Annotated in this window: 22 protein-coding genes and 1 riboswitch; of the genes, 15 read left to right on the top strand and 7 right to left on the bottom strand. The window is 75.1% G+C overall.

All coding sequences use genetic code 11. The features are described 5' to 3' along the window. Window positions 1-223 precede the first annotated feature (223 nt). The 7 genes from GD970_RS03005 (at window position 224) to GD970_RS03035 (ending at window position 6,139) form a co-directional block, all read left to right on the top strand. On the top strand, window positions 224-1,045 hold the full coding sequence (locus tag GD970_RS03005; RefSeq protein WP_152200576.1) for a hypothetical protein: 822 nt from the start codon (window positions 224-226) through the stop codon (window positions 1,043-1,045). Then, the gene (locus GD970_RS22445; protein WP_152200578.1) at window positions 1,042-2,679 is read left to right on the top strand and encodes an AAA family ATPase; all 1,638 of its coding nucleotides are present in this window, start codon (window positions 1,042-1,044) and stop codon (window positions 2,677-2,679) included. Before GD970_RS03005 ends, GD970_RS22445 begins: the two co-directional genes overlap by 4 nt. A 14-nt stretch (window positions 2,680-2,693) precedes the next feature. Then, a complete protein-coding gene (locus GD970_RS03015) occupies window positions 2,694-2,900 on the top strand; it encodes a DUF2997 domain-containing protein (RefSeq protein WP_152200581.1) in 207 nt (68 codons plus the stop codon). Between the two features lie 116 nt (window positions 2,901-3,016). Beyond that, the gene (locus GD970_RS03020) at window positions 3,017-3,703 is read left to right on the top strand and encodes a 4Fe-4S single cluster domain-containing protein (protein ID WP_193314874.1); all 687 of its coding nucleotides are present in this window, start codon (window positions 3,017-3,019) and stop codon (window positions 3,701-3,703) included. Continuing rightward, window positions 3,700-4,194 (top strand): hypothetical protein, encoded by a 495-nt coding sequence (locus GD970_RS03025; RefSeq protein WP_152200583.1) that lies wholly within the window; start codon window positions 3,700-3,702, stop codon window positions 4,192-4,194. Before GD970_RS03020 ends, GD970_RS03025 begins: the two co-directional genes overlap by 4 nt. A gap of 16 nt (window positions 4,195-4,210) precedes the next feature. Further along, window positions 4,211-4,957 (top strand): ComEA family DNA-binding protein, encoded by a 747-nt coding sequence (locus GD970_RS03030; protein WP_152200585.1) that lies wholly within the window; start codon window positions 4,211-4,213, stop codon window positions 4,955-4,957. 258 nt (window positions 4,958-5,215) lie between these two features. Then, window positions 5,216-6,139 carry a hypothetical protein gene (locus GD970_RS03035; protein WP_152200587.1) on the top strand — a complete coding sequence of 308 codons (924 nt, stop codon included), beginning with the start codon at window positions 5,216-5,218 and terminating at the stop codon, window positions 6,137-6,139. Window positions 6,140-6,231: 92 nt separating this feature from the next. Here the strand turns inward: GD970_RS03035 and GD970_RS03040 are convergent, their stop codons facing one another. Continuing rightward, window positions 6,232-6,645, bottom strand: coding sequence for a hypothetical protein (locus GD970_RS03040; RefSeq protein WP_152200589.1), 414 nt, complete (start codon window positions 6,643-6,645; stop codon window positions 6,232-6,234). Window positions 6,646-6,724: 79 nt separating this feature from the next. Next, window positions 6,725-7,081, bottom strand: a complete 357-nt coding sequence (locus GD970_RS03045; protein ID WP_152200592.1) for a hypothetical protein — start codon at window positions 7,079-7,081, stop codon at window positions 6,725-6,727. 404 nt (window positions 7,082-7,485) lie between these two features. On the opposite strand from GD970_RS03045, the gene GD970_RS03050 reads away from it, so the two are divergent. The 5 genes from GD970_RS03050 (at window position 7,486) to GD970_RS03070 (ending at window position 15,706) form a co-directional block, all read left to right on the top strand. Further along, window positions 7,486-11,544, top strand: a complete 4,059-nt coding sequence (locus GD970_RS03050; protein ID WP_152200594.1) for a Pls/PosA family non-ribosomal peptide synthetase — start codon at window positions 7,486-7,488, stop codon at window positions 11,542-11,544. Beyond that, on the top strand, window positions 11,541-12,830 hold the full coding sequence (locus tag GD970_RS03055; RefSeq protein ID WP_152200596.1) for a heparan-alpha-glucosaminide N-acetyltransferase domain-containing protein: 1,290 nt from the start codon (window positions 11,541-11,543) through the stop codon (window positions 12,828-12,830). Before GD970_RS03050 ends, GD970_RS03055 begins: the two co-directional genes overlap by 4 nt. Next, window positions 12,827-13,486, top strand: coding sequence for a BPL-N domain-containing protein (locus GD970_RS03060; protein WP_152200598.1), 660 nt, complete (start codon window positions 12,827-12,829; stop codon window positions 13,484-13,486). The genes GD970_RS03055 and GD970_RS03060 overlap by 4 nt, the downstream gene beginning before the upstream one ends. Then, on the top strand, window positions 13,483-14,256 hold the full coding sequence (locus tag GD970_RS03065; RefSeq protein ID WP_170297165.1) for a 4'-phosphopantetheinyl transferase family protein: 774 nt from the start codon (window positions 13,483-13,485) through the stop codon (window positions 14,254-14,256). The genes GD970_RS03060 and GD970_RS03065 overlap by 4 nt, the downstream gene beginning before the upstream one ends. A 70-nt stretch (window positions 14,257-14,326) precedes the next feature. Next, window positions 14,327-15,706, top strand: a complete 1,380-nt coding sequence (locus GD970_RS03070; RefSeq protein WP_152200602.1) for a M1 family aminopeptidase — start codon at window positions 14,327-14,329, stop codon at window positions 15,704-15,706. Window positions 15,707-15,716: 10 nt separating this feature from the next. Here the strand turns inward: GD970_RS03070 and GD970_RS03075 are convergent, their stop codons facing one another. Continuing rightward, window positions 15,717-16,412, bottom strand: a complete 696-nt coding sequence (locus GD970_RS03075) for a hypothetical protein (protein WP_152200605.1) — start codon at window positions 16,410-16,412, stop codon at window positions 15,717-15,719. A gap of 144 nt (window positions 16,413-16,556) precedes the next feature. Between GD970_RS03075 and GD970_RS03080 the strand changes: the two genes are divergently transcribed. Both GD970_RS03080 and GD970_RS03085 read left to right on the top strand, forming a co-directional pair. Next, complete coding sequence (locus tag GD970_RS03080) at window positions 16,557-17,081, top strand: GNAT family N-acetyltransferase (RefSeq protein WP_152200607.1); 525 nt, start codon at window positions 16,557-16,559, stop codon at window positions 17,079-17,081. Then, window positions 17,078-18,502, top strand: coding sequence for an MFS transporter (locus GD970_RS03085; protein ID WP_152200610.1), 1,425 nt, complete (start codon window positions 17,078-17,080; stop codon window positions 18,500-18,502). The genes GD970_RS03080 and GD970_RS03085 overlap by 4 nt, the downstream gene beginning before the upstream one ends. A 7-nt stretch (window positions 18,503-18,509) precedes the next feature. Here GD970_RS03085 and GD970_RS03090 read toward each other — a convergent pair whose 3' ends face one another. Further along, a complete protein-coding gene (locus tag GD970_RS03090) occupies window positions 18,510-18,998 on the bottom strand; it encodes a nucleoside deaminase (RefSeq protein WP_152200612.1) in 489 nt (162 codons plus the stop codon). 171 nt (window positions 18,999-19,169) lie between these two features. Further along, a riboswitch (glycine riboswitch) is annotated at window positions 19,170-19,258 on the top strand. A 138-nt stretch (window positions 19,259-19,396) separates the two neighbouring features. On the opposite strand from GD970_RS03090, the gene GD970_RS03095 reads away from it, so the two are divergent. Then, entirely contained in the window at window positions 19,397-20,359 is a 963-nt protein-coding gene (locus tag GD970_RS03095) for a DMT family transporter (protein ID WP_211489668.1), read from the top strand. 59 nt (window positions 20,360-20,418) lie between these two features. Here the strand turns inward: GD970_RS03095 and GD970_RS03100 are convergent, their stop codons facing one another. The 3 genes from GD970_RS03100 to mgtE form a co-directional block, all read right to left on the bottom strand. Further along, the gene (locus GD970_RS03100) at window positions 20,419-21,057 is read right to left on the bottom strand and encodes a trimeric intracellular cation channel family protein (RefSeq protein ID WP_152200758.1); all 639 of its coding nucleotides are present in this window, start codon (window positions 21,055-21,057) and stop codon (window positions 20,419-20,421) included. A gap of 128 nt (window positions 21,058-21,185) precedes the next feature. After that, window positions 21,186-22,484 (bottom strand): amidohydrolase, encoded by a 1,299-nt coding sequence (locus tag GD970_RS03105; RefSeq protein ID WP_152200615.1) that lies wholly within the window; start codon window positions 22,482-22,484, stop codon window positions 21,186-21,188. Window positions 22,485-22,650: 166 nt separating this feature from the next. Further along, window positions 22,651-24,012: a magnesium transporter gene (gene mgtE, locus GD970_RS03110; RefSeq protein WP_152200618.1), complete on the bottom strand. Its 1,362-nt coding sequence runs from the start codon at window positions 24,010-24,012 to the stop codon at window positions 22,651-22,653. Window positions 24,013-24,108 lie beyond the last annotated feature (96 nt).

The following is a 24,108-nucleotide window of genomic DNA, read 5'->3' on the forward strand; positions in this document are numbered from 1 at the left end:
GCCCGGTCGCCTGCGAGCCGAAGACTTCGTACGGATAACAACCAAGAGGCTCTGGTTACCCGCACGAATTCTTCGGCTTGGTCATCCTCGCCTCCCCCGTCCTCCCTCCTGGGCGTTCCCGACCTCTCGGCGAGCTCGAGGACGCCGAGCCGCCGTCCCACGTCGCGTGCCTCGTCGACACCTGCCCGCCCGATGCGGTAGGAATCGGACGGGGAGGTCAACAGTGGCGAAGTGGAGCGACGCGGCGTCGGACGCCGCCGTCGAGGAGATCCGTCGCTTCTCCCGCTGGCCATGGGTCGTGGGCGCCGTCGCGATGGTTCTCGTCGTCCTCGCCGTCATCGGGCAGGTGAGCTACGACGCCGCCACCGGCCGGCTCGTCGCCGACCCCGGCTCCTCCGCCGAGACCTATCCGTGGAAGCTCGAGGACCCGCCCGTCGTCACCGCCGCGGACGGGACGTGGTCGGGCACCGGGAGCGCGCTCATCCAGCTGGACCAGCCGCCCGGCCAGGTCGTCCCGCGCGAGGTCACCGTCGAGCACGGCCGGGTGAACCTCAGCGTCACCAAGGCCGCGCCCCAGCTGTCGCTCCCGGCCCGGGACCGCGAGTGGCCGCGCTACGTCGACTACCTCTCCCCCAGCGCCGGGCCGGCGATCGTCGTGCCGCCGGCCCAGGAGCGTGTCGAGCTGTGGGTCCAGGGCGAGGGCGAGTGGGCGCTGAGCATCGAGGACCTGCGCCCGCAGCCGCTCGAGACCGCCCACGACGGCACCGGCAACGCCGTCCTGCAGTACACCGGGGACTCCCTCAGCGCCCGGTTCGTCCACCGGGGGAACGGCGTCTTCACCGTGACGGTCCACACCGACGACGGCGCCGACACCGCGATCATCGAGTCCGGCGACGTCGACCGGCGCCTGTCGTGGGACGAGTCCTCCAGCGTGCTCTTCGCGATCGAGTCCACCGGCGAGGGCGCGTGGACCGTCGCCGTCGACCAGCTCGCCGCCGCCCCGGCCGCGACGGCCGGCAGCCCCGAGGAAGGAACCGCCCCATGACGGCGCCGCCGTTCGCCCACACGCTCGACCAGGTCTTCAAGGCCCGGCTCCCCCTGCTCTACGTCGAGACCAGCGAGGAGGTGCGGGTCCAGCAGGCCATCGCCGCGGCGGCCGCCGGGCTGCGCCGCCCCCGCCAGGTGTGGACCTGGACGGCGGCCACCGGCCTGGCCGACCCCGCCGGGACGATCCAGGCGGGCACCACCCAGCCCGCCCGGGCCCTCGAGCACGCGGTCGGCGTGCAGGAGAACGCCGTCTTCGTCTTCTGCGACCTGCACGCCTGGTTCGGCACGGAGCACCGCCCCGCCGACCCGGCGGTGGTGCGCAAGGTCCGCGAGACCGCCCTGGAGTTCCGGCACGGCGAGGCCTCCCGAGCGCTGATCGTCACGTCCCCGGTCCGGGCCATCCCGCCCGAGCTGGACAAGCTCGTCCACCTGCTCGACTTCCCCCTGCCCACCCGCGACGAGCTGCGCGACCTGCTGCGCGCCATGATCGAGAACAACACCTCCGGCGACGGCGGCATCACCGTCGGGGCGGACGACGCCGAGCTCGAGACGCTCGTGCAGGCGGCCCTCGGGCTGACGATGTCGGAGGCGGAGGACGCCTTCGCGCGCGCCATGGTCGACGACGGCCGCCTCACCGGCGCCGACGCCGACGTCGTGCTCGACGAGAAGCGGCAGGCGGTGCGCAAGTCCGGGCTGCTGGAGTTCCTCGACCCCGGCCTCGACCTCGACAAGGTCGGCGGGCTCAACAACATCAAGCGGTGGCTGGGCCGGCGCCAGGGCACCTGGCGCTCCGAGGCCGAGCGGTTCGGGCTGCCCGCCCCCCGCGGCGTGCTCATCACCGGCGTGCCCGGGTGCGGGAAGTCGCTGACGGCCAAGGCCACCGCGGCCTCGTGGGGCCTGCCGCTGCTGCGCCTCGACATCGGTCGGGTGTTCCAGGGTCTGGTCGGCTCCAGCGAGCAGAACCTGCGCACCGCCATCGCCACCGCCGAGGCCGTGGCGCCGTGCGTGCTGTGGGTCGACGAGATCGAGAAGGGCTTCTCGAACACCACCGGCACCGGCGACTCCGGCACGACCGCCCGCGTCTTCGGCACGTTCCTCACCTGGCTGCAGGAGAAGGAGAAGTCCGTGTTCGTCGTCGCGACGGCGAACGCCATCGACGTCCTTCCCCCGGAGTTCCTGCGCAAGGGCCGCTTCGACGAGATCTTCTTCGTCGACCTGCCCACCGTCGCCGAGCGCGAGGCGATCTGGGCGATCCAGATGCGCTCGCGCGCCACCGCCGAGAACGGGCTGGAGGCGGTGGCCGCAGACCCCGACGCGCTGGCCCGGCTCGTGGCGGCCAGCGAGAACTACTCCGGCGCCGAGATCGCCCAGGCGGTGGTGGTCGCCCTGTACGAGGCCTTTACGGACCGCCGGGCGGTCACGGTGGGGGACCTCGAGCAGGCGGTGACCGACATGATCCCGCTCGCCGTGACCCAGGCCGAGGACGTCCAGGCGATCCGTGACTGGGCAGCCACCCGCGCGGTGCGCGCCACCGGCGGGGAGGACCTCGACGCCACCGAGGTGGGCGAGCGGCGCGAGCCGGCCGGGCGGGCGCTGTCGACCGGCCGCGGCGGCCGCACGGTGGACTTCTGAGAGGCGGAGGGTCCATGGACAAGCAGCTCATCGTGCAGGTGCGCCCGGACGGGACCGTCCGGGCCGAGACCGTCGGCATGGCCGGGGAGGAGTGCCTGGACTACATCACCGCCCTCGAAGACCTGCTCGACGCCGAGACGACGGAGTCGGCCTTCACCGCCGACTACCACCGGGTGGCCGCGGAGCAGTCCGTCGAGGGCCGGCAGTGGGAGACCACGTGACGGTGCCCGCGGCCACCCCGGCACCCGTCTCCCCCGGCGCCGCGTCGACGACCCCGCTCGCGCCGGCCGCCCCGCCCGCCGCGGCCACGCCTCCGCCGGCGTCCCCGGCGGGGCGGCTGCGCTGGGCCCGGTTCCTGCCCGCCACCGTGGCCGAGGGGCCCGGGCGCCGCGCCGCGCTGTGGGTCCAGGGCTGTCGCATCCACTGCCCCGGCTGCTTCAACCCCGAGCTGTGGGCAGCCCGGGGCGGGCGCGTGGACGACCCCGCCGCGCTCGCCGCCCGGCTGCTCGCCCAGGCACAGGACGGCGGCGTCGAGGGGCTCACCCTGCTCGGCGGCGAGCCGTTCGACCAGGCCGCCGCGCTCGCCGTCGTCGCCCGCGCCTTCCGGGAGGCCGGGCTGACGGTGATGACCTTCACCGGGTACCGCCACCCCTCGCTGACCGCGTGGGCCGACGACGGCCGCGAGGACGTGGCCGCGCTCCTCGCGGCCACGGATCTGCTCGTCGACGGGCCGTACCTGCGCGACCATCCCGACCGGCGCCGCCCATGGCTCGGCTCGACCAACCAGGGCCTGCGGGCCCTGACGCCCGCCTACGCCGCGGAGGTTGCCCGCCTCGAGCGGGAGGGCGGGGCCGACCGCGTCGAGCTGCGGCTGACGCGCGACGGCGGGATCGAGGTCAACGGCTGGGCGGAGGTCGCCGCCCTGGAAGAGCTGCTCGACGGGCTCGACGGCGCCCGGCTCGCCCGGCTCCGCCGTCCGACCGGCCCTCACCTCACCCGGACGACGGAAGGAGCTCCGCGATGAGCGTGTCCCTGATCCTGCTGCCCATCGGCCTGCTGGCCGCGGCCGCCGGCGGCGTGGCCGAGGTCGCTGCGGCCGGCGCCCGGGCCGTGGAGGACGCCGAGGCCGCCGCGCACCGGCCGGTGCGCGTGCGGACGCGCATGAAGGACGTCGGGCTGCTCGCCGCGGCGCTGCGGTCCCTCGGGGCGGTCGACGTCACCACCGACCACGGGGAGGTGAGCGGCACGGTGGGCGACGCCGTGGTGACGATGCGGCTGACCGAGGCAGAGGTCTGGGAGGCCCACGTGGCCGGCGCGGCCGGGCAGGAGGTCAGCGAGGCAGAGGCCACGGCGCTCGTCCAGGAGCTCGACGGCGCCTATGCCGCCATGGTGCAGCAGGCGGTCGCGCGCAAGATCCGGGAACGGGCGGACGCCGCCGGATTCGAGCTGACCTCCGAGCACGTCGAGCGCGACGACACCCTCACCATGGTGCTCACCGTGAAGGACCACGCATGACCGCCGGCGGCGTGCGGTGAGCGTGCAGCTGGTGCCACCACGGGCCTGGCTGTGGTGGATGAGCTCGTGGATCGTCTTCACGTTCTTCGCCGGGCACACCACCTGGGTCGCGTTCGGGATCGTGGGGCTGGCCGCCCGCCGCGGACGATGGGTGGTGGCGGCGGTCGCCTACCTCGTCGCGACGCTGGTCCTCGGCAGCGGCGAGCTGGGCGCCTGGGGCATCGTCGCCCGCGGCGTCCTCTGCCTCATCGGGATCGTGCACGCCCTCGTGGTGAACCGCCGCTGGCTGGCCATCATGTGGGGCCGGCGCGAGGCCCGGGCGACGGACGAGGCGCGCAAGCAGGCCCGGCCACGCTCGCGCCGCCAGGGGCGAGGCGGCGCCGGCACCTCCCGGCGCCAGAACCAGGCAGGGGCGGAGCCCGTTGCCTCGCCCGCGCGCGCCCGGACCGCGGCCACCGTGCCGGCCGGGGCCGAGGGGCTGCTCGACCAGCCCGGCACCAGCCGCTCCGACTACCTCGCCGACGCGCCCGTGGACGTCAACACCGCCTCGGCCGCCCAGCTGGCGCGGTTGCCGAGCCTGAGCCAGAGCCGTGCCCGGCGGCTGGTCAAGGAGCGCAACCGACGCGGTGGCTTCGCCTCGCTCGAGGCCTTCGCCGCCGCGGCCGAGATCCAGCCGCACCAGCTCGTGCGGCTGCGCGAGGCCGCCACCTGCTCCCCGCCGCCACGCAAGCCGCGCACCTTCGGGCGACGCGTGGACCTCTGAGTACCCACGTCCACGATCTCAGCATGCGGACGCCCGGTAGAGCCGCGAGCCCTGAGAAATCGGCACGGTTCCGCCGTTCTCGCCTGCTCGGAAGGCCGTGTCGGAAGCGCCCGTAGACGACACACCGAGCGATCCGCGTCACCGCGCGGATCGAGTCGTCCCGCTCGAAATCTCCACTTTCGCCGCCTCGCGTCCGTATCTAACGTGCTGCGCGGCCGGTCACCGTGGCCGGCCGAACTGAGAGAGGGAGAACAACCCTTGAACAGCAGCAAGAAGCTCTGGCTCATCAGTGGTCTGTCCGCCGCGACCATCATCGGCGGCGCGAGCGGTGCGGCGGCCTCGCCGGCGCACGGCCCCCACGACGAGAACTTCAAGCACGGCGCGTTCCACGCGACGCCCACGGACAAGCAGGACGACGACGGCGAGGGGCACGACGGCCCGGGGCGCAAGCTCGGCCACGTGCGCGGGCTGGGGCACCACTTCAGCCACGGCGTCGGCCACCTGAACCACCAGCACGCCCCGATCACCCAGCCGCCGGTCGACGAGCAGCCCCCGGCCGAGGAGCCCGACGCCGAGGAGCCCCCGGTCGACGAGCAGCCCCCGGCCGAGGAGCCCGACGCCGACGAGCCTGACGCCGAGGAGCCCGAGGCCGACGAGCCTGACGCCGAGGAGCCCCCGGTCGACGAGCAGCCCCCGGCCGAGGAGCCCGAGGCCGACGAGCCTGACGCCGAGCAGCCCGACACCGAGGAGCCCACGGCGGACCTGCCGCCGGCTGACGAGCCGCCCATGGACTGGCCGGTCGGTGAGGAGCCGCCCATGGACTGGCCGGTCGGTGAGGAGCCGCCCGGTGAGCTGACCCCGGGCGACGAGCCGGTCACGGACGAGCCCACCGCGGAGGAGCCCGTCGCCGACGAGCCGACCACGGAGGAGCCCGTCGCCGACGAGCCGCCGGTGACCGTGCCGGGTGACGACGTCACCACGCCGGACGATGCCGCGACCGACGAGAACATCCTGCTCCAGATCGTCACCGCGACCCTGTCCTTCCCGGCCATCGAGGGCGCCGTCGATGCGGTGACGGACATCGCCACCACGGTGATGGACCAGGCCGCCGTCGACCCGGCCTCGCTCGACACAGCCGACGTCACCGACTCCGTGCCGGTTCCCCTGGACGCTGTGAGCTAACCCGCCAGGACCTGGCCACAGCCGCGGCCGCACACCGGACCCCCCTCCGGTGCGCGGCCGCCTTCCTGTGCCGGCGCCGCCGTGCCCCCGCGCTATGCCGAGCCGGACTCCTCCGCGCCGACGACCGTCAGCGGGTACCCCTCCACGCCGCGGTGGACCAGCCGGGCCGAGAACCGGGTGAAGGACGCGTCGACGAACGCGAGGAGATCGGCCACCTGCACCCGGAAGCGCACGACCGGCAGGTGCCCGAGCCGAGCCGCGAGCGCCATGAGCTCGTCGGGGTCGCTCACGCCGTACTTCGCCCGGTCCAGGGCGTAGACGATGACGCTGTCGCCACCCCTCCACCGCCGGAGGTCGACGGCGAGGATCGCCCACCGTGTCCGGTCGAGTCCCGCGAGCTCGTACATGCCCGCGGGATCCTGGGCGTCGACGCCGTCGGCCGCGGCGGTGCCCCCGAAGTCGCCGTGGTGCACCCACGCCGACTGGGCGCCGTGCTGGTCACTCACCCCGTCCCCCTCCCCACTCCCACCAGCCTCTCCTGCGGGGAAACTCGGGACCGCCGTGACCGCGGGACGGCGCCGCCGCTCAGGCGGCCCGGGCGGGCGAGACGCCCGCCGCCCACGCCAGGGTGAGCGCCTCGTGCTGGGCGTCGGTCAGCTCCTCGCGGAAGGCCTCGGCGAGGACCGCCCAGCGGAACGCGACCCGCACGTCCTGGGGCAGGTCCGGCCGGGCTCCGCGTGCCGCCTCGTCCGCCGCCGCGAGCGCTGCGCCGTGCTGCCCGGCCACCAGGGCGCGGCGTCCGCCGTTGAACGCCTGGGGGAAGGCCGACCCCATCCGCAGCGTGGCGGCGGCGTGCGCGGCGCGGATGGCGTCGACGCCGGTGTCGGTGAGGTCGTCGAGCTGGGCGACGTGGTCGGCCAGGACGGTCTCGAAATCATTCATGGCGGCTCTCCCCTCCTGTTGCTCCGGCCGCCGTCGTTGGCGGTCACGAGATGGAGCCCGATACCAGCGTCGAGCCGCGCGCCGGGTTCCACAAGGGGTTTGCCCGACCGGCTGTGGTCCGGCCGGTCCTCGGGGCCGCAACCGCCCTCCACCGGACGTCACGTCGGTCAAACCCTCGAGCGCTTGATCGGTCAGCTGCTGGAGTGATCCGGTCCGCGAGGGACGGGCCGATCGCGAACCGCCCGCCACGAGCAGGGAGAGGTCTGGAGGGTGGGCGAGGATGACCTGCCGATTCACCCCATACCACCCCGGAGTTTCCACCGAGGATCATCCGGACGCCCGTCCACCGTCCCGTGGCAGCCCTGTTGGACTCGGTCCAAGCGCTGTTCCGCAGGGGGGAAGGCATGACGGACCTTCACGACGCGTCGGGCATCCTCGACGACGAGCGGCAACGCGCGCCAACCGTCGCCCGAGCCACCCACGCGGGCGCCGGCACGGAGCGGCTCGCCCGCTTCCACCACTACTTCGAGCGCACCGTCGACGCCGTTCCCGCCGCGATCGCCCTGGAGTGCGACGGCCGGGCCCTGACCTACGCCGAGCTCGACGAGCAGGCCAACCGCCTCGCCAACCACCTCCTGACCCGCGTGCTCCGGCCCGGAGCCCGCGTGGGCGTCATGATCGGCCGGTCGGTGGACATGTACGTGGCGCTCCTGGCGACCCTCAAGACCGGGGCGACGTTCGTGCCGATCGACCCCGGAGCGCCGGCCGACCGCGTGGCGTACATGGCGGAGGACGCCGCCCTCGACGTCGTCCTGTCCACGTCCGACCTCGCGGCCGTGAGCGACCACCTGCCGTGCCCGGCGCTGCACGTCGACCGTGCGGCCGCCCAGGTCCGGGCGGCCTCGCCCCAGCGGCCACAGGTGAGGATCGAGGGCGACCCGGTCGCGTACATCATCTACACGTCCGGGTCGAGCGGGCGGCCCAAGGGCGTGGAGGTCTGCCAGTCCAGCATCTGCAACTACGTCCCCATGATCACGAGCGTGTACGACGTGCGGCCCACCGACCGCGTCTACCAGGGCATCACCATCTCCTTCGACTTCTCCATCGAAGAGATGTGGACCCCGTGGGCAGTGGGCGCCACGGTGGTGGCCGGCCCCACCGACGGACGGCGCATCGGCCCGGCGCTGGCGGACTTCCTCGAGGAGTCCGCGATCACGATGCTCTTCTGCGTCCCGACGGTGCTCGCCACCCTGGACCGCACGATCCCCTCCATCCGCACGGTGAACATGGGCGGCGAGGCGTGCCCGCCCGAGCTCGTCGAGCGGTGGGCCGGACCGGGCCGCCGCATCCTCAACACCTACGGCCCCACCGAGACGACGGTGACGTGCACATTGGCGGAGCTCGAGCCCGGCCAGCCCGTGACGATCGGGCGGCCGCTGCCCACCTACCGCGTCATCCTGCTCGACGAGGCACGCCGACCGGTGCCGGACGGCCAGGTCGGCGAGATCTGCGTGGGCGGTGTCGGCGTCGCCCGCGGGTACGTGGGCCGTCCGGACCTCACCGCCGAGAGGTTCATCCCCGACCCGGACCGGCCCGACGGGGCGCGCATCTACCGCACCGGCGACCTGGGGCGCGTGCTGCCCGACGGGCAGATCGAGTACCTCGGCCGGGCCGACAGCGAGGTGAAGGTCCGCGGCCACCGCATCGACCTGCAGGAGATCGAGAGCGTTCTCCTCGAGGACCCGGACGTCGTCGGCGCCGTGGTCAAGGTGCTCACCGCCCCCGGGGCCGCGGCGGAGCTGGCGGGATACGTGGTGCCCGCCGCCTCGGTCGCGGACGTGAACGACCTCGTCCCGCGCCTGCACGGCACGCTGCGGGACAAGCTGCCCGGGTACATGGTGCCCGCCTACCTCGAGGTCGTGGACAGCATCCCGATGATGATCAGCGGCAAGGCCGACCGGAAGGCCCTGCCCGACCCCGTCGGCCCCCGCCTCGTGAGCGGCGGCGTCGAGTACGTCGCGCCGGCGACCCCCACCGAGGAACGGGTCGCCGCGGCGTGGGAGACGGTGCTGCGCCTGGAGCCCGGCACGGTTTCCGTCACGGCGGACTTCTTCGACGACCTCGGCGGCCACTCCCTCCTCGCCGCCACCGCCGTCTCCCGGCTCCGGGCGGAGATCGGCGACTCCGGCCTGTCGATCGTCGACCTCTACTCGCACCCGACCATCCGCACGCTGGCCCGGCGCCAGGACGACCTCCTGTGCGAGCACGCCGCGGACGGTGCCGTGACCGCGGCGGCCCCGACGCGACCGGCGCCGCCGCGGGGCTGGCGCATCGCGCTCTTCGGCACCACCCAGGTGGCCTGGCTCTACACGGTGCTCGTCGTGTTCATGCTGCCGATCGCCGTCGTCTACAGCATCCACGGGGGCCAGCCCTCGCTGCTCATGGTCGCCCAGCTCGCGCTGACCTTTCCGGTCAGCTACCTGGTCGGGCGCTGGGTGCTGCCGCTGGCCACCGTCCGGGTGCTGTCCGCCGGGCTGCGCGAAGGCACCTACCCGCTGTGGGGCCAGGTACACCTGCGCGTGTGGGCGGCGTCGAAGGCCATGTCGCTCGCGCCGCTCAACATGCTCTCAGGCTCGCCGTGGGCGGCGCCCTACCTGCGCGCCGTCGGCGCCCGCGTGGGCGACGCCTGCCACATCGGCACCGACCAGGTCCCGCTCCCGCGATTCGTGCGGCTGGGCGAGGGCGCGACCGTCGGCTACGCCGTCCATCTCAACGCCTACGACCTCGCCGAGGGGGTCCTGACCCTCGGCCACATCGACATCGGGGCCGGCGCGATGGTCGGGGCCAACAGCGTCCTCCAGGGCCCCTGCGAGATCGGGGCCGGGGCGAGCCTGCGGGAGCAGTCGTTGCTCCAGGCCGGCCAGCACGTCCCCGAGGGGCAGACCTGGGCGGGATCGCCGGCCAAGGCGGCCGGGACCACCGCGGACCCGGTGCTCGAGCTCATGCGCGGCTGCCCCCTCGCGCCGCGGACCTGGCCGGCCCGGCTGCTGCCCGGCTTCGCCGTCGGGCTGGTCATCCTCGAGCTGATGCCGCTGGCGGCGCTCGTCCCGGTGGTCGCCCTCGTGTGGTGGGCCCTGCTGACCCACGGCCAGCTGGCCGGCCTGGCGGTCACGGCCGCGACCGGGCCGGTGTTCGTGGTCACCACGTGCGTGCTGGTCCTGGGCGTGCGCCGCCTGGCGCTGCCCGCGACGCCGGTGGGCGTGCACCACCTCCGCTCCCAGCTCGGCCTGGAGAAGTGGTTCGGCGACAAGCTCCTGGAGCTGAGCGTGGACCTGAACAACACCATGTACTCCACGCTCTACACGCCCGTGTGGCTGCGTGCGCTCGGGGCGCGGGTGGGGCGGGGGGCAGAGGTCTCGACCATCGGCCACATCGACCCGGACCTGCTCACCCTCGAGGACGGCACCTTCGTGGCGGACATGGCGAGCGTGGGCAGCGCGACCTACTGCAACGGGCACGTGGCCCTGCGCGCCACGGAGGTCGGCGCCCGGGCCTTCGTCGGCAACGCGTCCTTCGTCCCGTCCGGGACGCACCTGGAGGAGGGCTCGCTCCTCGGCGTCCAGAGCGTGCCGCCGGCCACGGGGGTGCCCCGCGGGACGAGCTGGCTCGGCTCGCCCGCGTTCTTCCTCCCGCGGCGGGAGATGTACGACGAGTTCACCGAGGCCCAGACCTACCGGCCCTCGCGCCGCCAGGTCCGCCGCCGGTACGTCATCGAGTTCTTCCGCGTCGTCGTGCCCGCGTCGGTGCTCTCCCTCTCGACGTTCGGCACCCTGTACACGCTCACCTTCGTCGCCGCCTTCCTGACGACGCCGCCCACCGTGCTGCTGACCCCGCTCGTCGCGCTCACCTTCAGCCTCCTCGTCGTGCTGTTCGTCGCCGCCCTCAAGTGGTTGCTCGTGGGCCGGTACCGGCCCCGCGTCGAGCCGCTGTGGAGCGGGTTCGTGCGCCGCACCGAGCTCGTCACCGGCATCTACGAGGCGGCCGCCGTGCCCGCGCTGCTGGAGGCCCTGACCGGCACGCCGGTCCTGGGCCCGCTGCTGCGCCTGTTCGGCACGAAGGTCGGACGCCGCACCCTGGTGGAGAGCACCTACCTCTCGGAGTTCGACCTCGTCCGCATCAGCGACGACGTCGTCGTCGGCCCGCACGCCTCCCTGCAGACCCACCTCTTCGAGGACCGTGTCATGAAGATGTCCACGGTCACCCTGCGGGACCGCGCCAGCGTCGGCGGCCGCGCGGTGGTGCTCTACGACTCCGAGGTCGGCGTGGACGCCACGCTCGCCCCGCTCTCCCTGGTGATGAAGGGCGAGCGGCTGCCGCCCCGGACGGCCTGGTGCGGCATCCCGGCCCAGCCCGGCCGGCCCCGCCTCCGTCCGGGAGCGGACCGGGCGTTGGTGACACCGTGACGGCGCCCGCGGGGCAGATGACCGCGCCCGTCCCGGCGGTGGACCTCCCGCACGCGTGCGAGCCGGCGACGCTGCGGCCGGTCGCCGCCCCACCGGTCGGGCGCGGGCGGCGGCTGATCGGCGTGGACGCGGCCCGCGGGGTCGCGCTGCTCGGGATGATGACGGTGCACATCCTCCCCCCGGCCACCGCCAAGGGGGACATGACGCTGCCGTGGATCCTGGCGTCCGGCAAGGCCGCGGCCCTGTTCGCGGTGCTGGCCGGGGTCGGCATCGCCTTCAGCGCCGGCCGCGAGCGGCTGCGCGGTCGGGGGCATGTGGCCGCGGCGGCGTCCCTGGCGGTGCGCGCGATCCTCATCGGCGCCGTCGGCCTGCTGGTGGGCCCGGTGGTCTTCTACGACGACGCCCGCGTGATCCTGCCCTACTACGCGGTGCTGTTCGTGCTGGCGATCCCGCTGCTCCGCCTCCGGGCGGGCGCCCTGGCCTGGCTGGCGGCGGCCGCGGTGGTGGTCATGCCGCTGGTCAGCCACCTGGTGCGGCGCGACCTGCCGGTGCCGCCGCTGGCCAACCCGGGGCTGGACCGGGTGCTGCACGACGGCGTGGGCCTGCTCACCGAGCTGTCCCTCACCGGGGTGTACCCGGCGCTGCCGTGGCTCGCGTACCTGTGCGTGGGCATGGCGGTGGGCCGCTCGCGGCTGACCTCCCGCGGCGTCGTCATCCGCCTCACCCTCGCCGGGGTGGTCGTGACGGCGGCGGCCAGCACCGCCTCGTACCTCGCGCTCGACGTCCTCGGCGGTCGCCCGGAGCTGGAGTCGGTGGCGCTGACGTCGATGACCGCCGGGGAGTACACGGACCTGCTCGTGTGGGGCGGGGAGGGCACCACGCCCACCGACACCCTCTGGTGGCTCGCCGTGCTCGCCCCCCACACCTCCACGCCCGCCGACCTGGCGTTCACCATCGGCACGTCCCTGGTGGTGCTGGGCGTGGCCATCCTGCTGGGCCGGGTCGCGGCGACGGCGCTGACGCCGCTCACCCGGGCGGGCAGCATGCCGCTCACCCTCTACGTCGCCCACCTGCTCATGGTCGCCGCGCCGGTGACCACCGGCAGCGCGGTGGGCGACTACGCCGCCCAGGTCGCGATCCTCGTGACGTTCGCCCTCCTGTGGCGCCGCCGCTTCAGCCGCGGCCCCCTGGAGCACCTGGTGTGGTGGGCGACCAGCCGGACCAGGGCGTCCGTCCTGGCCGCTGCCGGCCCGCCCCCCGGGAGGCACGTGGCGATGCGCACATGAGCGGCGGACTGGCCCTGGTCTATCGCGGGCCCGCCTCGCTCCCGGGCTGCCCCGAGGCCGTCGCCCAGCTCCTGGAGCGCTCCGGGCGCTTCGACCGGGTGCGGTACGTGGGCCCGCACGCCGCCACGCCGCTGGGCGCCGCCGTCCTCGGCGGGGCCACCCTGTACGCCCAGCCCGGGGGCGGCGACCTGCGCCCGGCGTACCGCCGGCTGCGCCGCCACGCCGCCGCGGTGCGGGACTTCGTCGTCTCGGGCGGGCGGTACCTGGGCTTCTGCCTCGGGGCATACCTGGCCGGGCGGCCCGGCTTCGGGTTGCTGCCCGGCGACGCCGACCAGTACATCGCCTCCGACGGCGCCACGGTGCGCCACGCGGACGACACGATCGTGACCGTGCGGTGGCGGGGGCGGCCCCGTCAGGTGTTCTTCCAGGACGGGCCCTGCTTCCTGCTCGCGCCGGGCGGGGACGCCGTCGTGCTGGCCGAGTACGACAACGGGCGGCCCGCCGCCGTCGTGGCCCGGTACGGCCGGGGCGTGGTCGGCGTCGTCGGCCCGCATCCCGAGGCGACGCCGGACTGGTTCACCGACGCCGGCCTGCCGGTGCCCCCGCCGGCCACCGACCTCGGCCTCGACCTCCTCGAGGCGGTGCTGTCGACGTGACGACCTGCCACGTGTGGTGGGCCGACGCGTCCACGGCCCCCGCCCTCGGCGGTCTGCTGGACCGCGGCGAGCAGGCGCGCGCCGCCCGGCTGGACAGCCCCGACCGGCGCCGGTTCGTCACCGCCCACGCGCTCGCGCGGATCGTGCTCGCGAGCCCGACCGGGCTCCACCCGGCCGCGGTGCGCCTCGTCGCCCGCTGCCCCCGGTGCGGCGGCGCCCACGGCAAGCCCGCGCTCCCGGACCATCCGCGGCTGGCCTTCAGCATCTCCTCCTCCGGCCGGCGGGTCGTCGTCGCACTCGCCCAGGCCGCGGGCGTGGGCGTCGACGTCGAGCGCCTCGCCTCCGCGCGGGTGCTGGCCGCGGCGGTGGACGACGGCGCCACCGCCGCCGTGCTGGCCCCGGCCGAGCTCGCCGCGTACCAGGCGCTGCCCGAGAGGTCGCGGCACGGGGCCCTGCTGCGCTGGTGGACCCGCAAGGAGGCGATCCTCAAGGCCACGGGCGACGGGCTCGCCGTCGACCCGGCGGCGGTCGAGCTCAGCGCCCCGGGGGCGCCGCCCGCCCTCACCGGCTGGTCCGGGCCCGGCCCCGCCCCGCGGGTGCGGCTCGTCGACCTCGACGCCGGACCGGGGTACGCCGCGGCCCTGGCGGTCCTCGGGTCCGCGGACGTCTCCGTGGTCGAGCACGACGCCGGCCCGGTGCTGCGGGCGGCCGCCGCCGCCCGGCGGACGGGACCGGCGTCCGGCCGGCGTCCGCGGGACGGGCTGCGGTGAGACGGGCCGTCGGAGGGGGACCGCGGTGCGGGCGGCCGAGGCGCGCGAGGCGCCCGTGAGGCGGGCGGCGGTGACGGCCCTCGCCGCGGTGCTGGCCGCCTGCACCGCCGCCGACGGCCCGGGCGACATCGACGCCGCGCCGTGGCCGAAGCCGCGCCCCGACCGTCCGGTGGTCGAGCTCGAGCTCGACGTCGCCGACGACCTCCGGATCGTGACCGGCACCGAGCACGTGGTCTTCACTCCCGACCTGCCCGTCTGCGAGCTGGTCTTCCGCGCCTGGCCCAACAAGCCCGTCACCGCCCGCGCGGGCAACCGCCTGGAGGTCGAGACCGTCACCGTGGAGGGCCAGCGGTCGGCGTTCACCGTCGCCGCGTCCGGCGCGCCGGACGGGGCGCCGGGCACCCTCGTGGAGGTGCCGCTGGCGTCCTGCGTCCCGGCGGGCACGCCGGTGCAGACCACGCTCACCTTCACCCTGGACCTCGCCGAGGAGACGGACGAGCGGGTGGGGGTCGCCGCCGAGGAGCAGGTGGCCTGGTTCGGTTCCGCGTTCCCGCTGCTCGCCTGGGAGGCGGGCCGGGGCTGGGCGCGGGAGGAGGCCGTCGACGTGGCCGGCGAGATGGCCACCTCGGAGACCTTCGCCCTGCGGTCGCTGGAGGTGCGGGCGCCCGCGGGGCTGGAGGTGCTGGCCGCCGGCGCGACGCTCGGGCAGGTGCCGGCCGGCGAGGACGTCGTGCACCGCTTCACCGCCCCGGCGGTGCGGGACCTCACCGTGACGGTCGGGCGCCTCGCCGTCGTCCACCGTGAGGTCGACGGCGTCCGGGTCCACGTCGGCGCCCCGGCCGGCACCACCACCTCGCCGGAGGCGTGGGCGGAGCAGGTCGAGGCCTCCCTGACGCGACTCACCGCGCAGCTCGGTCCGCTGCCGTACGCGGACCTGTGGGTGTCGGTCCTGCCCGGCACCACGGAAGGGGTGGAGTTCCCCGGCGCGGTGCAGATGGGTGACACCGACCCGCGGGAGGACGCCTGGCTCGTCACCCACGAGCTGGCCCACATGTGGTTCTACGGCCTGGTCGGCAACAACCAGGCCCGCGACCCGTGGCTGGACGAGTCGCTCGCCTCGTTCGTCCAGCAGGTGGTCGACGACCCGGACCGCGACCCCGACCCGGGGGAACCGGGGCGGCTGGCGACCCAGGTCGGTCGCCCCATGACGCACTGGACCGAGTTCGACCACCCCTCCGCCGCGTACGTGCGAGCGGTGTACGTCGAGGGCGCCGACGCACTGCTGCGGGCGCGCCGGCGCGCCGGGGCGGAGCCGTTCGACGCCGCCCTGCGCGTCTACCTGCGGGACAACGGCCACCGGGTGGCCGCCCCCGACGACCTCGCGCGGGCGTTCGGGCACCTGCCCACCGTGCTGGAGGAGCTGCGCGCGGCCGGGGCCCTCCCGCAGTGAGGGTGCCGGGTCAGGGCACCACCTTGAGCTCGAGCGAGCCGTCGTACTCCGCGATGAGCCAGCTGGGCCCGTACCCCGCCGGCGCGGGGCGGAGCCGGTACGTCAGCGGCTTGACCGCCCTGATCTCGTAGGAGACGCCGTCCTCGACGTACCGCAGCGTCGCGTCCAGCCGGCAGCTCACCTCCAGCCGGTCGGGCACCGCCTCGGTCCCGGGCAGGAGCCGGATCTCGCCCTCGGTGAGGTGCTGCTTCGTCACGACCTCCCCCGCGGCCGGCAGCCGGGAGGCGGGCGCCTCGATGTCGTAGAACCGCAGCAGCCGCACCGCGTCTTGCGCCGCCGCGTCTCCCCCGAGCGCCGCGTCGACCTGCGCCATCCAGGCCTGCGCCGCCGCGGCGGTCATGCGCTCCACCACCCCCACGGTGAGGTCCCGCCGCGTGTACGTCGTCCGCTGCGGGTCGATGAGGTCCTCGCGGAAGGACTCGCGCAGGGTGAAGGCGGAGACCTCCTCCCACGCGGCGGCCACCCGGTCGGCCCCGAAGACCTCCTCGGCCCCGCCGCGCACGAGCGGGTCCTCGACGTAGCGGGCGGGCGCCACCTGGGCGGGGCTGGTGGCCACGCCGCAGCCGGCCAGCAGGACGGCGGCCAGCAGCGGCAGGACGAGCCGGCGGAACACCACGCGGACCTCCGGTGGGTCGGGGGACGGCATCGCCAGCCTAGGGGCGGCCCGTCCCACGTACCGGAGGTTTCGCGGTCGCAACCCCGGGATCCCGGTGGTTTCACCGGCGCGAGGGCGGTGGCACCGACGGGAGCCTGGCACCATCACCGACCGCCACCCCGAGGAGCGACCACCGTGACCACCACCCCCAGCCGGGCGCCCGAGCCGCCCGCCGACCCGGTCGTCGTCCGCCGCGCCACCCCGGCCGACGCCGCCACCGTCCACACGCTGGTGCGGGAGATCGCCGCGCACGAGGACTCCCTGGACCACGTGCGGGTCACCGCCGCGCGGTGGACCGAGCTGCTCGAGCGCGACGACGTCGTCGTGCTGCTGGCCGAGCGCGCCGGCCGGGCGCTCGGGTACACCTCGGCCGTGCGGCGCCTGCACCTGTGGACCGGGGGCGACGTGCTCGCCGTCGACGACGTCTACGTGCGACCCGGCGAGCGCGACGCCGGCCTGGGACGCCGCCTGCTCACCGCGATGGCCGGGCTGGCCGACCCCGACGGCCTGACCCTCACGTGGGGCGTCGAGCCGGACAACGCCGCCGCGCAGCGGTTCTACGCCCGCCTCGGGGCGACCCTGCGGGCGAAGGTCCTGGCCGGCTGGACCCCCGCGGCCTACCGGCGCTGCCTGGCCACCCCGGCGGCGGTGACCCGGTGAGCGCGCTGACGGCGCGGCCCGCCGCCCCCGCCGTCGCCGGCACGACCGGGGGCTCGCTGCGGCGCCGGGCGGCCCTGGCGGTGCTCGTCTCGGCCCAGTTCGTCGTCATGCTCGACACCTCGATCGTCAACGTCGCCCTTCCCTCGGTCCAGCACGACCTGGGCCTGAGCGCCGCCGGGCTCGCGTGGGTGGTCAACGCCTACGTGCTCACCTTCGGGGCCCTGCTGCTGCTCGCCGGCCGCGCCGCCGACGTGGTGGGGCGGCGCCGCATGTTCCTCGCCGGATCGGCCGTGTTCACGGCAGGCACCCTCCTGGCCGGCCTCGCGCCGGGCGAGGGCGTGCTCGTCGCGGCCCGGGTGGTCCAGGGCGCCGGCGCCGCGGCCCTCAGCCCCGCCGCGATGTCCCTCCTCCTGGTCATGTTCCCCGGCGGGCAGCGCGCCCGGGCGATGAGCGCGTGGGGGGCCGCCTCGACGCTCGGCGGCGCCACCGGCGTCGTCGCCGGCGGGCTGGTGACCGGGACGCTGGGCTGGTCGTGGGTGTTCTTCGTGTCCGTGCCCGTGACCCTGGCCGGCCTCGTCCTGGCGCCCCGCCTGCTCGACGGCACCCGCGGCGGGGCCCGCCGCCGCTTCGACGCCCTCGGCGCCGCCACGATCACCGGCGCCGTGCTGGCCCTCATCCGCGCCGCGCTCGCCGTCCCGGAGCAGGGCTGGGCCTCCACGACGGTGCTCTCCAGCGCCGCCCTGGCCGCGGTGCTGCTGGCGGCGTTCGTGCTCGTCGAGCGGGTCGTCGCCGACCCGCTCGTGCCGCTGGAGCTCTTCCGCTCCCGCACGGTCTCCCTCGGCGTCGCCCTCGGCGTCCTTGGCGGGGCGGCGCGCGCCACGACGTTCGTGCTGGTCGCCCTCTACCTCCAGCAGGCGCTGGGCATGGCGCCCGCGGTGGCGGGCCTGGCGATGGTGCCGACCTCCCTCGCCGGGTTCGCGGTCTCGCTCGCCCTCCTTCCCCGCGTGCTCCGGGCGCTCGGGCCGCGGCGCAGCATGGTTGTCGGCCTGGTGGTGCTGGCCGCCGGCCACCTGTGGCTCGCCCGCTCGCCCGTGGAGGCGCTGTACGCCGTCGACGTGCTGCCCGCGCTGCTGCTCGTGGCCACCGGTGTGGCGCTGAGCTTCACCCCGACCACCATGGTGATCGCCGCCGGCGTCCCGGCACCGCACACTGGCCTGGCCTCCGGGCTGGCCGGCTCGGGCACCCAGGTGGGCGCCGCCCTGGGGCTGGCGGCCTTCACGGCCGTGGCCACGGCGGCCGGGGGCGTGGGGGCGGGCCCGGCGGCGGGCCTGTCGGCGCCGGGGTTCGCCGCCGCCTTCACCGCCGCCGCGGTGGTCGCCCTGGTCACCGCCGCCCTGGCCGTGGCGCTGCCGCGGCGGTGAGCGGTGCTCACGCCTCGTCGAGCAGGGCGCGCAGGTACTTCGCGTGAAGGAGGTGCATGCGGTCGTCCAGGCCGGCCATCGGCCCCTCGACCGGGACCCCCGGGGCGACCTCCTGGATGGGCAGCGGGTTCACGCGCGGCTGCGGCAGGTCGAAGGCCCGCCGCCACTCGACAAGCTGGGCCGAGGAGTGGATGTAGACGATCGGCCCGAGGCCCACCAGACCGTGCGCGGCCGAGCACATGGGGCAGTGCTCGCCCGACGTGTACACCGTCGCCGCGGCGCGCTCCGCGGGCGAGAGGTGGATCGCGGCCCACCGGGCCAGCGCCAGCTCGGGGTGGGCCGTGGGATCGGCCCGCGTGACCACCCGGTTGCGGTCCTCGGCCAGGGCCTGGCCGTCCCCGCCGACCAGGACGGAGCCGAAAGGCTCGTCCCCGGCCGCGACCGCCTCGGCGGCGAGCTCGATGCAGCGTTCGAGGTGGTCGGTCTCCGTGGCCATGCCGCGATTGTCCCCGACCGAGGACGGGCCGGCCTCCCGACTGCGAGCCGCCGGCCGGCGAGGCGAGCGCCGAGGGGCCGAGCGCCGAGGGCCGCGGGCCGAGAGACCGCACCGTTGTGAACCAATGCCGTCCGATGAGGCATACTGATGAGCGACAAGTGAACATGCCACCGAACCGCGGCGGGAGAGTCCCGCGCGAGCGGGCGCCGAAGGAGCAACCTCCCCGGGAATCTCTCAGGCCCCCAGACCGCCGCCGGCGAGGCTCCTCTGGAAAGCAACCCTGCGGGGTTCACCGACGGTGTAAGCGGGTCCGGCCCGCGAAAGCTCTCAGGTCCGATGACAGAGCGGGGAGACACCATCCCCCGGTGCGCTCGCCGCACCCTGTCCCGAGGAGTTCTGTGGCTCTCTCCACCGACGCGCCCGCGCGCGTCCACGCACCTCGTGCCGTCTCCACCGCCCCCGCCGCGCCGCGGACCAGCCGTCGTCTCGGCGTCGTGGCCATCGTCGTCTCCGCGACCGCCATGGGCGCCGCCGGGCTCTTCGGCCGGATGGCCACCCCGCCCGGCGCGGTGCTCGGCGAGGCCCTCACGCTGGGCCGGATGCTCGTCGGCGCGCTGGGCATGCTGGTCATGCTCGCGCTGTCGCGGCACCTCGGCCTGCTGCGCCGCACCCGCCTGTCCTGGTCGGTCGTGCTCGGCGGGGTCTTCCTCGGCGTCTCCCTCGCCACGTACCTGTCCGCGACGGTGCTCATCGATCTCTCGCTCGCCGTCGTCCTGCACTACATCGGCCCGGTCCTCGCGACGCTGCTCGCCCGGGTCCTGCTCAAGGAGCGCGTCTCGCGCCCCGACCTCGTCTCCCTGGGCGCCAGCTTCCTCGGCATGATGTTCGCCGCCGGCCTCGTCGGCGGGGAGCCGACGGTGGTCTCCGACCAGTACGCGCTCGGCGTGGTGCTCGGCACCGTCTCCGGGATCTTCTACGGCGCGGCCCTGCTGTGCTACCGCTACCGCACGGACATGCCGGCCGACGTGCGCAGCTTCTGGAACTTCGCCTTCGGCACGCTGGCCACCGCGGCGATGGTGGCCCTCGCCCGCCCCGACCTGTCCGGGATGACGACGGCCAACTGGATGTGGGCCGTCGGGTTCTTCCTCGTGTGCGGGCTGGTGGCGCTGGCCCTGCTGGTCGTCGCCGGCAAGCACCTGCGCGCCGCCGAGCTCTCGGGGCTGTCGTACTGGGAGGTGGTCGTGGCGATGATGATCGGTACGGCGGCCTTCGGCGAGCCGCTCTCCCTCCTCGCCGTCCTCGGCGCCGGGCTCATCGTCGTCGGCGCCGTGGTCCCGGTGGTGTCCGGCCGGTCCCGCTGACGCCGGTGCCGGCCGGCGGGTGTCGCGGACCTCGACGCCGGCCGGCCCGCTGACGCCGGTCAGCCGTGCCGCTCCCCGCGGCGCAGGCCGGTGGGGGCGTCGACGTTGTACCGCAGGCCGAGCATCCGGATCACGAAGCACACCACGGCCCCCACGACCGCGCCCCAGACCGCCAGGCGTGGGTCGTACGCGACGGTCAGGACGGTGATGGTGGCGCCGATGATGGCCGGGATCGCGTACAGGCCGCTGCTGAGCACCGACGGGACCTCCCGGATGAGGACGTCGCGGATGGTCCCTCCGCCCACCGCCGTCACGGCACCGAGGAGGATCGCGGGGGCCGGAGAGAGCCCGAAGGCGAGGGCCTTCTGGGCGCCCGACACGGCGAACACGCTCAGGCCGATGGCGTCGAGCACGAGCATGGGGCGTTGCAGCAGCCGGGGCAGCCTGCTGACGAAGAAGGCGAGCAGCGCGCCCCCGGCGGCGATGCCGAGGTAGTAGCGGTCGGTGAACGCCGCCGGTGGGACGGAGCCGATGCACAGGTCGCGGATGATGCCACCACCCAGCGCGGTGATGATGCCCAGGCTGAGGATGCCGACGATGTCGACCCGGGTCTTCTCCACCGCGGTGAACGCGCCGTTGACGGCGAAGGCGAAGACGCCGAGCAGGTCCAGCGCCCGGGCGACCTCAGCGACGTGCAGGACCACACGACCTCCATCTCCTGGGACGACGACCCTGCGGGACCGCCGTCGACAACTGTGGGACCGCCGGCGAGGCAGCCGCCGCGATCTCGCGGCACGTCGCGGCCCGGCGCCGTGGGTGACGCCGCTCAGCTCTCGGCTGACGACGTGTCTCCATCCTGGCCGGACGGCGCCAGCCAGGCCAGGGCCGCCACGACGGCGGCGGCGGTCCCCGTCTCCAGCGTCGGCTCGATCACCGGCGCGAACTTCGGCGAGTGGTTGCCCGGGATCTCCTCCAGCAGCGCCCCCCGGGCGGCCGCGTCCCGGTAGAGGTCGGGGTCGATGCCACCGATCGCCCAGTACAGGTAGGGCACGCCGAGGGCGTTGGGCACGGCCGAGAAGTCCTCGCTGGCGGTCTGCCGCCCGTAGTCCTGCACCGCGTCCCCGAAGTGCGCCCGGAACGCCGCCGCGACCCGGGCGGTGACCGCCGGGTCGTTGTCGGTCAGCGGGTAGCGGTCGTAGGTCTCGAACTCCGGCTCCTTCGGCGAGCCCGACGCCTGGCACTCCGCCCGGACGATCCGCTCGATGGCGGCGACCATGCGGGAGCGCGTCTCCTCGCTGTAGGCCCGCAGGTTCAGCTCGAGCACGGCGTGGTCACCGATGATGTTGCTCTTCGAGCCGACGGCGACCCTGCCCACGGTCAGCACGGCGAACTCCCCCGGCGGCAGCTCGCGGGAGACCACCGCCTGCAGGCGGACGACGATCATCGCGGCGAGGACGACGGGGTCGACGGCCAGGTGCGGCATCGACCCGTGGCTGCCGCGCCCGTGGACCGTCACGCGCATGCTCTCCGCGAGGGAGAGGAACGGGCCGGGGTGGGCGCCGACGGTGCCGGCGGGATAGGCCAGGACGTGCTGGGCGAAGGCCACGTCCGGCTTGGGGACGAGTCGCGCCAGCCCGTCGTCGACCATGCGGTCGGCGCCGTCGGCGAGCTCCTCCGCCGGCTGGAACAGCGCGATGAAGGTGCCCGACCACCCGTCCCGGGCCCCCGCGAGCAGGCGGGCCGCGCCGAGCAGGCAGGCGACGTGGACGTCGTGCCCGCACGCGTGCATCACCGGCACCTCGTGGCCGTCGGCGTCGGTGGTGCGCACGGTGCTGGCGTAGGGCAGCCCGGTCGCCTCGGCGACGGGGAGGGCGTCCATGTCGGCGCGCATGAGCACCACCGGCCCGTCGCCGTTGGCCAGCACGCCCACGACGCCGGTGCCGCCGACCCGCTCGTGCACCTCGAAGCCCCGTTCGCGCAGCTCGGCGGCGACCATCCCCGCGGTCCGGGTCTCCTGGTGGCCAAGCTCAGGGTGCGCGTGCAGGTCGCGGTACACCCCCTCCTGCCACTCCTTGAGGTCCGCCTGTCCCTGGAGAACCGTCTCGACGGTCGGCGCAGCACTCATTCGACATCCTCTCGACACCTCGACCGCGTGACCGCGTTCCGGGCAGGGCCGCGCGGGACGGCGACGACAGCATCTCTCGCCCGCCGGTGGCCTGCATGCCGGGGCGCCTCGCGGTGGCCCGCGTGCCGAGCGCCGTCGGCCTGCCTGCCGGGCGCCGTCGGGAGGCCTAGAGGCCGAGCACGACCCGGGCGATGAGGAAGTAGATGATCAGCCCCGTGGCGTCGACGAAGGTGGTGATGAACGGGTTGGAGAACACGGCCGGGTCGACGTGCAGCGTCCGGGCGACCAGCGGCATCACCCCTCCCACCGTGGCGGCCAGCGTGCAGATGGCCAGCAGCGTCAGCCCGACGACGGCGCCCACCGACGCGCCGTAGAACAGCGACGTCACGGCGAAGCCGACGCCGCCGAGGATGAGCCCGAGGCTCAGCCCGGTCCGCACCTCCCGGGCGACGACCCGCAGGGCGTCGCGCGGGGAGACGTCGTCCAGCGCCAGGGCCCGCGTCAGGGTCGCGGCCGCCTGGTTGCCCGTGTTGCCGCCGGTGCCGATCAGCAGCGGGATGAACACCGACAGGACCACCATCTGCGAGAGCGTGGCCTCGAAGACCTCGAGCACCTGGACGGTGAGCGTCGCGCCGACGGCCAGCACGAGCAGCCAGACCACCCGGGAGCGCACCAGGGTGCGCACCGGGGTGGACAGGTAGGGGCGGCGCAGCGGTTCGGACCCGGCGCTGCGGGCCTGGTCCTCGCTCTCGGCGTCCTCGAGGATCCGCAGGGCGTCGTCCACGGTGAGGATGCCCACCAGCCGGCCCTCCTCGTCGACGACGAGGAGCGCGAGCAGCTTCAGGTCCGCGCAGCGCCGCGCCGCGGTCTCGGCGTCGGCGGTGGCGAGGGCGGCGTAGGGCGGCTGCATGAGCTCGCCCACCGCGCGCTCGGTTCCCTCCGCCCGCATGAGGTCGCGGAGGCTGACGACGCCGACCAGCCGTCGCTCGTCGTCGACGACAGGCAGGGTGTACACCGTCTCCGCGTCGTCGAGGCGGGAGCGGACGCGGTGCAGGGCCGCGGACACGGACATCTCCGGATGGAGGGTGATGTAGCCCGGGCTCATCCGCCGGCCGAGCGAGCCCGCGGGGTAGCCCAGCACGACGGCGGTCAGCTCGCGCTCGCGCGGGGCGAGCCCGCGCAGCAGCCGGCTGGCCACCGAGGCCGGGAGCTCGTCGAGGAGGCCGACCCGGTCGTCCGGGCTCAGCCGCGCGAAGACCTGGGCGACCTCCTCGTCCTGCAGCCCGTGGACGAGGTCGCCCTGCAGCGCCGGGTCCAGCCCCTCGAAGACCTCCAGCGCCACGTCCTTGGGCAGCAGCCGGTAGGCCACCGCCCCGTCCCGCCGGCCCAGCCGCTCCAGGACGCCGACGACCTCCGGGACCGGCAGCGGGGCGAGCACCCGGGTGAGCTGGCCGAGGTCCGGCTCCCGGAGGGCCCGCTCGACGTCCCGCGTGACCTGCTCGAGCTCCACGTCGCCGACGTGCGCCATGGGCGTGCCTCCTCACCGCTCGACCGTTCAGCTCCTCACACACCACCACATGCCGACGCGGTCGGCGGCGCCCGGGCACGCGGAGGTCGCCAACAT

It is taken from the genome of Georgenia thermotolerans (genome assembly GCF_009193185.1).
GTDB classification, from domain to species: Bacteria; Actinomycetota; Actinomycetes; order Actinomycetales; family Actinomycetaceae; genus Georgenia; species Georgenia thermotolerans.